General features: G+C 73.0%; 12 protein-coding genes. 7 read left to right on the forward strand and 5 right to left on the reverse strand.

From position 1 onward, the window contains the following. A complete protein-coding gene (locus tag AB1046_RS20365) occupies positions 1-474 on the forward strand; it encodes a GNAT family N-acetyltransferase (RefSeq protein ID WP_369371099.1) in 474 nt (157 codons plus the stop codon). Between the two features lie 18 nt (positions 475-492). Here AB1046_RS20365 and AB1046_RS20370 read toward each other — a convergent pair whose 3' ends face one another. Beyond that, a complete protein-coding gene (locus tag AB1046_RS20370) occupies positions 493-2,052 on the reverse strand; it encodes a sugar transferase (protein WP_369371100.1) in 1,560 nt (519 codons plus the stop codon). Positions 2,053-2,344: 292 nt separating this feature from the next. On the opposite strand from AB1046_RS20370, the gene AB1046_RS20375 reads away from it, so the two are divergent. The 4 genes from AB1046_RS20375 (at position 2,345) to AB1046_RS20390 (ending at position 6,475) form a co-directional block, all read left to right on the forward strand. Continuing rightward, positions 2,345-3,523, forward strand: a complete 1,179-nt coding sequence (locus AB1046_RS20375) for a glycosyltransferase family 4 protein (RefSeq protein WP_369371101.1) — start codon at positions 2,345-2,347, stop codon at positions 3,521-3,523. A gap of 128 nt (positions 3,524-3,651) precedes the next feature. Next, the gene (locus tag AB1046_RS20380) at positions 3,652-4,857 is read left to right on the forward strand and encodes a DUF1972 domain-containing protein (RefSeq protein WP_369371102.1); all 1,206 of its coding nucleotides are present in this window, start codon (positions 3,652-3,654) and stop codon (positions 4,855-4,857) included. Then, on the forward strand, positions 4,854-5,585 hold the full coding sequence (locus AB1046_RS20385; RefSeq protein ID WP_369371103.1) for a CDP-alcohol phosphatidyltransferase family protein: 732 nt from the start codon (positions 4,854-4,856) through the stop codon (positions 5,583-5,585). The genes AB1046_RS20380 and AB1046_RS20385 overlap by 4 nt, the downstream gene beginning before the upstream one ends. Beyond that, on the forward strand, positions 5,582-6,475 hold the full coding sequence (locus AB1046_RS20390; RefSeq protein ID WP_369371104.1) for a glycosyltransferase: 894 nt from the start codon (positions 5,582-5,584) through the stop codon (positions 6,473-6,475). The genes AB1046_RS20385 and AB1046_RS20390 overlap by 4 nt, the downstream gene beginning before the upstream one ends. Here AB1046_RS20390 and AB1046_RS20395 read toward each other — a convergent pair whose 3' ends face one another. Genes AB1046_RS20395 through AB1046_RS20410 form a run of 4 tightly spaced genes read right to left on the reverse strand, consistent with a single transcriptional unit; the run spans position 6,476 to position 11,098 of the window. Beyond that, positions 6,476-7,495, reverse strand: a complete 1,020-nt coding sequence (locus AB1046_RS20395) for a glycosyltransferase family 4 protein (protein WP_369371105.1) — start codon at positions 7,493-7,495, stop codon at positions 6,476-6,478. A 26-nt stretch (positions 7,496-7,521) separates the two neighbouring features. Continuing rightward, entirely contained in the window at positions 7,522-8,832 is a 1,311-nt protein-coding gene (locus AB1046_RS20400) for a lipopolysaccharide biosynthesis protein (protein WP_369371106.1), read from the reverse strand. Continuing rightward, positions 8,829-9,869: a glycosyltransferase gene (locus tag AB1046_RS20405; RefSeq protein ID WP_369371107.1), complete on the reverse strand. Its 1,041-nt coding sequence runs from the start codon at positions 9,867-9,869 to the stop codon at positions 8,829-8,831. Before AB1046_RS20405 ends, AB1046_RS20400 begins: the two co-directional genes overlap by 4 nt. Beyond that, positions 9,866-11,098, reverse strand: a complete 1,233-nt coding sequence (locus AB1046_RS20410) for a glycosyltransferase family 4 protein (RefSeq protein WP_369371108.1) — start codon at positions 11,096-11,098, stop codon at positions 9,866-9,868. The genes AB1046_RS20405 and AB1046_RS20410 overlap by 4 nt, the downstream gene beginning before the upstream one ends. A gap of 107 nt (positions 11,099-11,205) precedes the next feature. Here AB1046_RS20410 and AB1046_RS20415 point away from each other — a divergent pair, with 107 nt between their 5' ends. After that, positions 11,206-12,135 carry a glycosyltransferase family 2 protein gene (locus tag AB1046_RS20415; protein ID WP_369371109.1) on the forward strand — a complete coding sequence of 310 codons (930 nt, stop codon included), beginning with the start codon at positions 11,206-11,208 and terminating at the stop codon, positions 12,133-12,135. A 60-nt stretch (positions 12,136-12,195) separates the two neighbouring features. Next, positions 12,196-12,882, forward strand: coding sequence for a hypothetical protein (locus tag AB1046_RS20420; protein ID WP_369371110.1), 687 nt, complete (start codon positions 12,196-12,198; stop codon positions 12,880-12,882). Positions 12,883-12,999: the final 117 nt, after the last annotated feature.

The raw sequence follows: 12,999 nt of genomic DNA on the forward strand, positions 1-12,999 counted from the left end.
GTGCAGATCATTACCGCCCCGCTAGCCCAGCTCGATGTTGTCATCGCGTATGGGGTCTGGAAGCTGCGCCAGGACGTGTTCGTAGTCGAGCAGGACTGCCCGTACTTCGACCTGGACGGCCGCGATCTCGAACCGGGGGCCGTCCAGATCGTGGGCCTCGGCGAGGCTGCCCCCGACTCGGTGTCCGACGGCGGGACCCGCGTGCTCGGCACCGCCCGCGTGCTCGACGACGGCGACGCCTGGCGCGTCGGCCGAGTCGCCCTGGTCAAGGGCGCGCGGGGCAAGGGGCACGCTGACGACCTGATGCGCGCGGCCCTGCGGCACATCGAGGCGGCGGGCGACGACCGCGACGTCGTGCTGGACGCTCAGTCGCCGCTCGCGCCCTGGTACGGCAAGCACGGGTTCGTCGCGGACGGCGCCGAGTTCATGGAGGACGGGATCCTGCACACGCCGATGCGCCTCGTACGGGGCTGACACGCCCGAAACGACGGGTCAGTAGGCGCCGCGACCCGAGAGGACCGCGCGGGCCGTCTGGGCGAGGATCAGCAGGTCCAGGAACGGCGTCCAGTTTTCCGCGTAGTAGACGTCGAGCCGCACCGACTCCTCCCAGGACAGGTCGGACCGGCCGGTGACCTGCCACAGGCCCGTCATCCCGGGCTTGACCAGCAGGCGGCGCCGCATGCGCTCCTCGTAGGCCGCGACCTCGCGGGGCAGCGGCGGGCGGGGGCCGACGAGGCTCATGTGCCCGCGCAGGACGTTGAAGAGCTGGGGCAGCTCGTCGAGCGAGTACCGGCGCAGGAAGCGCCCGACGCGGGTGACACGCGGGTCGGCCCGCATCTTGAACAGGGGGCCGGACCCCTCGTTGGCGGCGGCCAGCGAGACGACGTCGCGGTCGGCGCCGACGTACATGGTGCGGAACTTGACCATGGGGAACGTGCGCCCGTTGCGGCCGACGCGGTGCGACAGGTAGAACACGGGCCCCTGGCTGGTCGTCGCCACGGCCACCGTGATGGCCAGCAGGAGCGGTGAGACCAGGATCGTGAGCAGGGCGGTCAGGCCCCAGTCCATGACCTGCTTCACGGAGAACTTGGCGCCCACGAACCGGGGCGTGTCCACGTGCAGCAGGGACATCCCCGGGGCGGGGGAGACCGTGATCCGGGGGACGGCGACGTCGGCCAGCTCGGCCGTGAGCATCAGGTCCACGCCGTGGCGTTCGAGCTCCCAGCCCAGCTGTCGCACGTCGTCGGCGGTGATCTCGTGCGAGCTGCTCACTGCCACCGCGCCGGCCCCGATCTCGTGCGCGGTCTGCCCGACGTCGCTGAGGTCGCCGAGGACGGGGACCCCGCTGATCGTCTCGTCGGGCCTCAGCGCGCCGGACGGCACGCACGCGCCGACCACTACGAACTCCTGCTCCGGCGCGCCGTTCAGCAGCCGGATCAGGCGCGCGGCCTGCTCCCTGCTCCCGATCGCCAGCAGGATGGTCAGGCCGCCGTCACCGCGGCGCCGCTGGCGCAGCAGGTGCTGCCGCCAGGCATACCGCGACGCGACGAGGCCGACCATGCCGAGGGGGAAGGCGACGAGCAGCAGGGGACGCGCCTCGGAGTAGTTGGTCACCCAGGCGATCAGGACGATCAGGCTGAACGACTTCCAGGTCGCGTCGAGGACACGCTGGTACTCGGACATGCCGCGGCCGAAAAAGCGCGCGTCGTACGAACGGTTGGTGGCCAGCGCGGCGAGCCAGACCGTGGCCAGCAGCAGAGCGGCGGCCGCGTGCAGCGGGAGGCCGAGGGACCCCTGCGGCGTGGCGCCGAACACGAGCTGCGACCCGTACGCCGCGATCAGGGTGGCGCCGACCACCATGGTGTCGGTGAGCCGGAGCCGTGCCTGGTACCCGGCCTGCCAGCCGGTCCGCGCCCGCGGCGCCGCGACCAGGCGCGGTCCGGCGTGGGCTTCGGGGACCCCTTGGGCGCCGTCGGGGGAGGCCTCGACCGGCGTCCGGTGCTGCACCGGAAAGAGCAGAGGCAGCCCGCCGTCAACCGATTGAGCGCTCAAGTTCGACCCCTTCATGCCGGGTGGGATTGCCTGGACGAAAACCGTCGCTTCGCATGGTCGGGGCGGACGGCGCGGCTGTTCGCGGCTGAACGCAACGTTACGGTGAAGCGACGGACAATGCCCCTTGAACCCCCAGAACTCACCCGGTACTTCTCAATTTTCACCTCTTGGGCGGGCGAGTTCCCGAGTTGAAACCATATTTCGCCCATAGAACCCCAGCGGGCGGAGTTCACCCGGTCCAAGACCCCCTGCTTGGTGCCCGTCCGGTACCTGGCTGGCACAGTTGACGGACATGACGACCGTTCTGCTCGCGCACGCCTCGGTGGAGCTTTACGGCTCCGATCTCCAGCTGGTCGAGACCGCGGCGGGATGTGTCGAAGTCGGCGCCGACGTCGTGGTGGTGCTGCCCGGGGATGGGCCGCTCGCCGAGCTGCTGCGCGGCGTGGGTGCGCGCGTCGAGGTGCTCGACGCGCCGGTGCTGCGCAAGGCGCACCTGACGCCGCGGGGCATCGTCGGCCTGGGGGTCCGCACGCTGCGGGCGCTCGGCCCGATGGTGCGGCTGATCCGGCGGGTGCAGCCCGACGCCGTCCTGGTCAACACCCTCACCATCCCGGCCTGGCTGGTCGCGGCGCGGCTCGCCGGCGTCGCCCCCGTGTGCCACGTGCACGAGGCGGAGGCCGACGCGCCGTGGATCCTCCGGGTCGGGCTCGCGGCCCCGCTGCTGCTCGCCCGGGACGTCGTGGTGAACTCGACGGCGGCGCGCGACGTCGTTGTGTCGGCGCTGCCCGTCCTTAGGCAGCGCACGCGGGTGGTCTACAACGGCGTGCCGGCGCTGGCCGGCGGCGGCGATGCGGCGCCGTCCCCGGGTGCGAACACCGGCACCGGCTCGGCGTCCGACCCGGTTCGGGTGGTGCTCGTGGGCCGCCTGTCCCCGCGCAAGGGCAATGACGTGGCGCTCGAGGCCGTGGCGTTGCTGCGGCGAGCGGGCCGGGACGTGCGGCTGACGCTGTGCGGGTCGGTGTTCGCCGGGTACGAGTGGTTCGAGGAGCAGCTCCGGGCGCGGGCCGACGAGGCCGACCTGGCCGGGGCGGTGCAGCTCGTGGGGTACGCCGACCCGTGGGAGTGGTTCGCCCGGGCCGACGTCGTCGTTGTGCCCTCGCGGGTGGAGCCCTTCGGGAACGTGGCGGTCCAGGCGATGCTCGCCGGGCGGCCCGTGGTCGCGAGCCGCACCCAGGGGCTCGCGGAGATCGTGCGCGACGGGGAGACCGGCCTGCTCGTGCCACCCGACGACCCGGCCGCTCTCGCCGGGGCGGTCGCGGAGCTGATCGACGACCCGGTGCGCGCGTCGGCGCTCGCGGAGGCCGGGCGCCTGGACGCGGCGGAGCGGTTCGGGGTGCAGCGCTACCGGGCGCAGATGGGGCGGCTCCTGGTGGTGCGACGCGCCGTCGTCCGCGTGGCGCCGGAGGGCTGACGGGCTAAAAGCGGAACAGCATCACTGATTCGCCCAGGAGGGGTGAAAATGGCAAGAGGCGGGTGAAAATACATGTTCACCCCTTCTCTGGGTGTTCCAGGCATCTGGCCCCGACCTACGCTCCCGGCATGCCCTCAAAACCCCTGCACATCGCGATGGTCGGGACCCGTGGCGTCCCGGCGCGTTACGGAGGGTTCGAGACAGCCGTGGAGGAGATCGGGTCCCGGCTCGCCGCACGCGGGCACCGCGTGCGGACCTACTGCCGGCGCGACCCCGCGGCGGAAGCCGACGGAGCCCCTCAGCTCACGCGACACCTGGGCATGGAGCTCGTCACGCTGCCCGCGATGCGCCGCCGGTCCCTGGAGACGCTGAGCCACACGGCCCTGTCCGTAGCGCACCTGGCGACGCACCGCACGGACGTCGCGTTCGTGTTCAACGCGGCCAACGCGCCGCTGCTGCCCGTGCTGCGCGCGGTGCGCATCCCGGTCGCGACCCACGTCGACGGGCTGGAGTGGCGCCGCGCCAAGTGGGGTCCGACCGGCCGTAGGTACTACCGGGCCGCCGAGACCGTGGCGGTGCGGCTCTCGGACGCCCTCATCGCGGACGCGCAGGGGATCGCCGACTACTACCGCGACGAGTACAACGCGGAGAGCCGCCTCATCACGTACGGTGCGCCCGACCTGTCCGACGTCGGGCAGGACCGCCTTGCCGAGCTCGACCTGACCGCGGACGGATACCACCTGGTGGTCGCGCGGTTCGAGCCGGAGAACCACGTCGACGTGATCGTCGAGGGGTACGTGGCCAGCGATGCGGTGCGCCCGCTCGTCGTCGTCGGCTCCGCGCCCTATGCGCACGAGTACACCGAGCGGATCTCGGCGCTCGCGGCCGGCGACTCCCGGGTGCGCCTGCTGGGCGGGGTGTGGGACCAGGCGCTGCTGGACCAGCTGTACGCCGGGGCCTTGACCTACCTGCACGGACACTCGGTCGGCGGGACCAATCCGTCGCTGCTGAGGGCGATCGGCGGCGGCACCGCTACCGCCGCGTACGACGTCGGGTTCAACCGCGAGGTCCTCGGGGAGGCCGGCTGGTACTTCCGCACCCCGGCCGACGTCGGCGCGCGGGTCATCGAGGCCGAGGGTGACCTCGCGGCCGCCGCCGCCCGGGGCAAGACCCTCGCCGAGCAGGCGACCGCCTACGACTGGGACGTGGTCACGGACGGATACGAGCGGCTCGCGCTCGACCTCGCCACCCGTGGCACGCCGGGCCCCAAGCCCTTCGCCCGTCGCAAGCACTCCCCGCAGTGGGCCTGGTCGGAAGGTGGTGCTGCGCGATGAGCACAGAAGTCCGCGAGTCGTACCGCGAGGTCGTGGCCCGGCTCGGCACGGCGCAGAAGGGGGCCGCACGAGGCGCCCCGGCGTACTCGCGGTTCATCAACCGCCGCATCGGCAGATACCTCGCGGCCGCCGCCTACCAGGCGGGTCTCAGCCCGAACGCGGTCACGGGTGTGAGCGCCCTGTTCACGTTCAGCGGCATCGCGCTGCTGATCGCGCTGCCGCCCTCCTGGGGGCAGGGCATCGCCGTCGCGCTGCTGCTCGTTCTCGGTTACGCCTGGGACTCGGCGGACGGGCAGGTCGCCCGCCTGACCGGCCTCGGCAGCCCGGCCGGCGAGTGGCTCGACCACGCGGTCGACGCGCTCAAGGTGGTCACCCTTCCGCTCGCGCTCGGGGTGGGTTTCGCGGTGCACGACGTCGTGGCGCCCGCCTGGCTGCTCGTTTTTGTCGTCTCGGCGATCATCAGCAGCGTCCTGTTCTTCGCCATGATCCTCACCGAGCAGCTCCGCCGGGCGCACGGCGTGCAGTCCCGGGCGGCGACCGAGGGCCGCTTCCCCTGGCTCCGGTCCGTCCTCGTGCTGCCCACCGACTACGGCGTGCTGTGCTGGACGTTCGTGCTGCTCGGCTCCCCGACGGTCTTCCTGTGGGTATACACCGCGATCACCGCCTGCACCCTCGGGTTCCTGGCACTCGCGCTGGTCAAGTGGTTCCGCGAGGTGCGGTCGCTATGAGCGTGCTCGACGGCGTGGCGGTGATCGTCGTCAACTACGGTTCCGCCGACCTGCTGGCGACGAACCTGGTCCGCACGGTCGGCGACAGCGGCGCGCGGGTAGTGGTCGTGGACAGCTTCAGCAGCCTGAAGGAGCGGGCGGCCATTACCCGCCTGGCCGCCGAGCACTGGTGGGACCTCCTGCTGCCCGAGACGAACGTCGGGTTCGGCGGCGGCTCGAACCTCGGCGCGGCGCACGCGCTGGCGGCCGGCTCCCGGGTGCTGGTGTTCCTCAACCCCGACGCGTGGACGGACCCGGCCGGCCTGTCGGCGCTCGCGTCGGCCGCTCGGTCGGCGGACCAGTTGTCTGACCGGGTGCTCGCCGCGCCGCGGATCCTGCGGCCCGACGGCGGGGTCTACTCGCGCGGCCTCACCTACCTGCACCGCGCTGACGGCACCATGAGCGGCACTCGCACGGCGCCCGACGACGTCCCCTGGCTCAGCGGCGCTTGCCTGGCCCTCGGGGCGGAGCTCTGGTCGGAGCTCGGCGGTTTCGACGAGGACTACTTCCTGTACTGGGAGGACGTCGACCTGTCGTGGCGGGCCGCCGCGCTCGGGGCGCGGCTCCAGGTGGTCGACGGCGCCCACGTGGTGCACGACGAAGGCGGGACCCAGGATTCCCGGGGCCGGGCCAAGAGCGAGACGTACTACCGGTACGACATCCGCAACCGGATGCTGTTCGCGCTCAAGAACCTCGCCCCGGCCGACGTGCGGCGCTGGCGGCGCGCCCTGCCCCAGGCCGCCCGGGCGGTGGCGCTACGGGGCGGGCGCCGGCAGTTCGTCGAAGGGATCGGGCCGTGGCGCGGGGTGGCGCGGGGTGTGGTGGACGCGCTCGGCGTGCGCGCTTCGTGATCAGCCGAGCGCGATGGCACGCAGCGACTCGCACATGATGGTCGTCGAGTGATGGGCGACTACGTGTTCCCGCGCGGCCCAGCCCATGCGCGCGGCGCGGTCGCGGTCGTCGAGCAGCCCGAGCACGGCCTCGGCCATCGCCTCCGGGTCCTGCGGGGGCACCAGCTCGCCGGTCTTGCCCGGCACCACGTAGTCGTCCATCCCCGGGGTCGTGCAGGCGACGACGGGCCGGGCGCAGGCACCCGCCTCCAGGGCGACGGTCATGCCGGAGACGTGCCAGTTGGGGCGCGTCGCGATGGCGACGGCGGACGCGCGGGCGAACAGCCGGCGCACCTCGTCGTGGGGGATGAACTCGTGTCGCTCGACGCCCGTGGGAACTGGCAGCGGGCTCTTGGAGCCGATGATGACCCGGGCGTCGGAGCGGGCCCGCAGCACGAGCTCCAGCGCCGCGTACAGCGTCTCGGGGTCCCGGTCGCGGTCTCCGCCGATGCTCGTGACCAGCGGCTGCTCCGGGTAGGCCGACGGCGCGTAGAACTCCGTGTCCACGCCGAACGGTAGGTGATGGACTGGTGGGTGGCCGGCGCCGAGCCAGGACTCCACCCGCTCGACCTGCGGGCGGGCCAGGGTCCAGAGCACGTCCATGCTCCGCAGTGCCGTGCGCGTGGCGTGCACCGCCGGTGTGGCCGCGCCCGCCGCGACGGCGTCGGTCGCCCAGATGACGCCGCAGGCGTGCCGGCGGGCTCGCACCTGGGAGCGCATGGCGACCGCCAGTGACTCCTCCCACGTGATTGCGACGTCCAGCTTCGGCTCGCCGAACGTCGGCAGGGCCAAGCCCCGCGCATAGGCCTGGGTGGCGAGCCGCGACGGGGGCCGGACCTCGCGGTCAGTCAGCGTGAGGCCCGGGGACGCGAGCCCGTCAAGGCCGTACGGCCAGCGGCTGGGTACAGGGCTGGCGGCATTGCGCTCGGCCCACCGGGCCACGCCCCGTCCCTCGGGGAAGACGACTCCGACGTCGACCATGGGTTCAGCTCCTCGCATCTGTCGAGTCACGCCTGCCGCGCCATCGACCGGCGCACCCACAGCGCGTTGGGGATCACCTGGCACACCAGCACGGACACGGACGTCGCCCACACGGGGCCGGCGGCGCCGAGGTGGGGGATCGCCCACCAGGTCAGGCCGAGGTTCAGGGGGATCATCAGCACGATCGGGAGCACCTGTGCCCGGAGCCCGGGGCCGTCGGTCATGTACATGCCCACCGGGTACTTGGCCGCCTGCAGCACCGTGAACACGACGAACGCGACGACGATCGACATCGTGAGGCCGAACTCGCCGCCGGTCACCAGCGGGACCACCACCGGCAGCAGCGCGGCCAGGACCAGCGCCAGCACGATGCCCGCCACGACGAACACCCCGGTGGCCCGGAATGGCGAAGCCTTTACCGACTGGCTGCGAGCCCGCGCGAAGTGTGGCCACAGCGCTACCCCCGCCGTGGCCACCGCGCCGAGGACGACGCCGAAGAGCTGGGAGGCGAGGTTGTATCGCGCGAGGTCCAGGGGCGTGCCCTGGTGGCTCAGCAGGATCCGGCCGGTCTGCATGGCGATCGGCAGCGAGATCATCTGCACGAGCATGGGCCACGCGGTGTCGAACACGGGGACCCCGGGGACGGTCCGGAGCCGGTGCACGTCCCGGAACGCGGCACCGACCTGGGGCCGGACCAGGCGGGACGCGGTGATCAGCAGCACCACCGCCACGACGGCCGCCGCGGCGTAGGAGGCGACGGCGAGGAAGTTGCCCGAACCATTCCCGGTGAGCAGGACCACGAGCACGCCCGCCATGACCAGCGGTGCGGTGAGCCCGGTGAGCGCGATCTGCAGGGCGTTGCGGCCGAGCCCCACCAGGATCCGGGCGCCGACACCGAGCGGCAGTGCCAGGCCGAGGACCATGACGCACACCGTCGCGGTGGCCGCGCCGCCGTCGAGCAGGCCGGGGCCGAGCAGCACCGGCCACCAGCCGAGCAGCCCGAGCAGGGCACCAGCGGTCGCGATCACCAGGCCCGAGCAGAGCATCACCCGGAAGGCGCTGGTCAGCGTCCTGCGCACGACGGGGTCGGTGTCGACCCGGTCCGTCGACGCCATGGCGTTCACCACGACGGCGGCCACGCCGAGGTCGGCGAACGGGATGAGCGCGGGAAGGGACGTCAGGAGCCCGTACTGGGCGTACTGGCCGACACCGAACTGTTCGATGATCAGGCGAGCGGTCACCATGCCGAGCAGTCCGGAGAGGCCGGTCACGACCACCTGGACGACCGCGCTGTTCCCGACGGAACGCCAGGGCGAGCCCACCCGGGCCGTGCTCACGCGGATGCCCTGGCGCGGGGCGTGGCAGACCTCGTGCGGGACCCCGCACGAGACAGCGCCAGCCGATAGATCGCGAGGTGCGCCTGCCCGGCGTCGTCCCACTCGCGCGCGCTCAGGTCCGGGGACGCCGCGCGCGGCTCGCGGGCCGCAGCGAGCGCGGCCTCGACGGCCCCGGCCGTCAGGTCCCCGGTGAAGGTGTGGATCCAGCCCGGACCGACCTCCGCCGACAGATCGGCATTGACGGGGGTGTCCGGCACGAGGACCGGCCGGTCGAGCGAGAGCGCGGCCAGGACGGTCCCGGAGTTGTGCATGAACCGGTAGGGCAGCACCACGAGTTCCGCCGCGGTCACGGCGGCGACGAGCTCGTCGTCGGACAGGTAACCGAAGCCGAGGGTGACCCGGGGGTCGCCGTTGGCCAGGTCGGTGATGGTGGCCGCGAGCCCCGGGGACGACGCCGCGCCTGCGATCCCGAGCGTGAGCGAGTCGTCGGCGACGGACCGGAATGCCTCGACCAGCCCTTCGACACCCTTGTACCGGCGGACGAGGCCGACGTACTGGAGCCGGCCGGGCACCGCCGGAGAGCGGGGGCCGGTGTACCAGTCGCGATAGTGGCCGTGCGGGATCGTCGTGCTCGGCCCGGGGCAGTCGGTGCGGTCGTTCAGCACGATGCGGTGCGTGGTCAGCCGGTCGAACCAGCGCAGCAGGAGCCGCTGGGCGCCGCTCGCGTCGGCTGGGAGCTCGACGTTGTGCATCGTGCGGACCACCGGCGTGCGGGCGATCGTCAGCCTCACGAGGAGCAGGGCGGCGAGCACCCAGCGCACGAGGCGGCCCGAGCGCCGCCGTCCGCCCTGGCCCAGGATGGTCTCCGGCCAGTGCAGGTGCACCACGTCGTAGCGGCCGAGCAGGGCCGCCCGGTAGGAGAACGTGACGACCTCGACGCCCGGGGTGCGGCGCAGCGCCGTCGTGAGCATCGTGATGTACGGGTTGGTGGTAGGCCCCGGCTCGCGGTGCGAGGTCAGGACGCGGACGCCGGTCACGTGACGCTCCGGGTAGGAGTGTCGGTGTCGGTGTCGGCGGCGTCAGTGGCAGTCCGGTAGAGACGCGTGACGACGGCCGGGAGCCGGGAGGTGGACCACCGGCTGGACGGTACGCCCGGGGCGGTGGCGGCCTCGGCAAGCCGGTCGGCCAGGTGTCCGACCACGTCGCCCTCAAGATCGGCAGGCCGGGCGTTGGAGTCGGCCAGGAGCGGCACTCCGCCGAGCGGCAGACAGACCACGGGGCGCCCTAGGGCGCTCGCCTCGGCCGCCACCCAGCCGGCCTGGTCGTGCATCGACGGGAACAGCATCGCGTCGCACCCGGCGATCGCGTCGAGGACCTCGGCCCGCGGGCGGTGCCCGTGGAACACGATGCGGCCCGTCACGGCCCGCCGGCGGGCGAGTCGCTCGAGCGCCGTCCGCTCGTACCCCGTGCCGTAGACGTGCAGCTCCCAGCCGGGGGTACGCGCGAGCGCCTCGATCGCGAGCCGCCCGCCCTTCCAGGCCAGCAGCCGGCCGACGAACACCGCGCGCCTGGCGGACTCGCTCTCCGGCGCGGGCCGAGCCGGCCGGGCGCGCTTCGGCAGGTCGTCGTCGAGCGCTGCGTTCGGTTCCACGACCACGTGCAGGGCCCTGCGGAATCGTCGCGCGACGGTCTCGTTCTGCGCGACGACGACGGTCGCGCGCCGCGCGGCGGCATCGCCCCACACGGCCCGCAGCGGCGCGGTGAGCACGCCGCGGAGCAGCTCCGTGACCGTTCCACGCAGCCCGAGCCAGCGCACCAGGCGCAGGGGGATGCTGCTCGCGCCGCCCACCGGGCCCCAGACGACGGGTAGGTCCCGGACCCGCGCCAGCCCGCAGGGCAGCCAGTCGTTCGCGAACGTCACATGGTGGCCGACGTCGAACGGCGTGGCCCGGTGCAGCTCGGCGGCACGCCGGGCCAGCGCGCGCTGCCAGAGCACGTAGTACCAGTACACGTCGCTGCCGCGGCGCTTGCGGGCGAGCACACGTTCGGACAGGTCGAGGTACTCGACGGTCAGGTGCTGAGCGAGCTCCGGCTCGCGCGCGAGCTCGGCAGTGATCGCGGGGGCGAACCTGTGCCGGGTGACCACGTGCACCCGGTGGGACCTGGCCGCCGCCCGGGCGAACGCCCAGCCTGCTGCGGCTTCCGGCTCGTCACCGGGCCCACACGCATAGGCGCTCATCAGGACGCGCGGGTGAACCTGCTGCACGAGTCTCGGCTCTCCAGAGGATCAAGGGGGCGGGGCCACGCTACGGTAACTGCCGGATCAGCCGTCGAGGTGCCTGGGAAGGGGTGATTGTGGTGGGTGAAGTTCGGATGGAACGGTTGGTTGTTGCCGTGCTCACCTACCGACGCCCGGAGCGGATCGCGGCACTCGTCCCGCTGCTCGTGGATCAGGCAGGTGACCTGACGCGCCGGGCCGAAGGCGTCGAGGCGAGCGTGCTGGTGGTCGACAACGATCCGGCTGGTGCCGGTGCGGCCGCGGTGGCCGGTCTCGGTGCGGTCGCCGTCGTCGAGCCCGAGCCAGGGATCTCCGCCGCCCGGAACCGGGCGCTGCGCGCAGCGCACGACCAGGACCTGCTCGTGTTCGTGGACGACGACGAGCTGCCGCACGCCGACTGGTTGCACGCCCTCCACGCGACGTACCGCGCGACCGGCGCCGCCGCCGTCGCCGGGCCCGTGGTGTCCCGGTACGCGGGCGAGCCCGAACCATGGGTCGTCGCCGGCGGCTTCTACGACCGCGCCCACCGCGGCGGGCTCCGCACCGGCGACCAGGTCAGGAGCGCCGCGACGAACAATCTCCTGCTCGACCTGCGTGTGGTCCGGCGGGCGGACCTCGTGTTCGATCCCGCCCTGGGGCTCTCGGGAGGCGAGGACACCCTCTTCACGAGCGCGCTGACCGCGGCAGGCGGGCGCATCGTCTGGTGCGCCGAGGCCGTCGTGTCCGACGTCGTGCCCGCCGACCGGCTCACCCGCCCCTACCTCCTGGCGCGCACCGCGGGACTCGCGAACGCGTCGGCGCGCGTCGCGCTCATGCTCGCGCCAAGCCGGGGCCGGCGGGCCGTGGTGCGGGCGCGCCTCCTGGCGGCCGGGCTGGCGCGCGGGGTCCTCGGGGGTTTGGGGGTCGCGGTAGCGGCGGTGCGGGGCGACGTCGCGCAGGACGCGCGCGGCCGGCGGACCCTCGCCAGGTCCCGTGGTGAGCTGCTCGCGACGCGCGGCAAGGTGCTGCTGCCGTACGCCCGGTAGGGGTGAAGTCCGCCAGAACACTGGGGTAGCGAGGCGACGCGGGATTACGCTCCAGGAATCATGCCCACATCTGCTCTCGTCACCCGGTACGTCACCCGGCGTCGGCTCCTGATCGCGCTCGTTGTGCTCGTCCTTGCGGCCGCCGCCGTCGTGGCGGTGGTAGTGGCGCTCCGATCCGACGCCGACCCGGCGGCCGGTGCTACGCCGTCGACCACTTCGACGGCGTCGGCCGGCACGGGTACCGAGGGCGACGCCGAGCCGAGCGACGGCGATCCGGCTGACGACGAACCCAGCGGAGGCACCGACGCGGAACCCAGCGGCGGTACCGACGAGGGGGAGGCGCCCGCGCCCCGGGAGACGCTGGAGCCGAGGCCGTTCGACGCCGAGGCGACGCCCGAGCCGGGTGTCACCCTGACGGTGCCGCTCGTCGAGGAGGTGACCGGCGAGGCGAATATCCCCGGCGAGGTGGGCGGCCCCGCCCTGCGGTTCACCGTCGAGCTCATGAACGGCACGGGCACGACGCTCGACCTGCGGACCGTGGTGGTGAACGCCTACTACGGCGCCGACCGCACGCCGGCCGCGCCCCTGCTCAAGCCGGGTGGCAAGGCGTTCGAGGCGGAGGCCGGTGAGGACGACTCGGCCCGCGGGGTGTTCATCTTCAACATCCCGACCGAGTTCCAGGACGACGTCGAGCTTGAGGTCGACCCGGGCATCGGGTCGGCGATCGTCATCTTTACCGGTGCCTGAGGCAGCGGAGATCACCCCCCGTTCACCCTGGTTTGACCGCGCCGACCGACCTGTCCGCTATTAGCGTGATGGGCAGTCATCCCTACAGGTCCACATCGTCCGGCACTCAACATCCGG

The sequence above is a fragment of the Promicromonospora sp. Populi genome (assembly GCF_041081105.1).
In the GTDB taxonomy this organism is placed as follows: Bacteria; Actinomycetota; Actinomycetes; order Actinomycetales; family Cellulomonadaceae; genus Promicromonospora.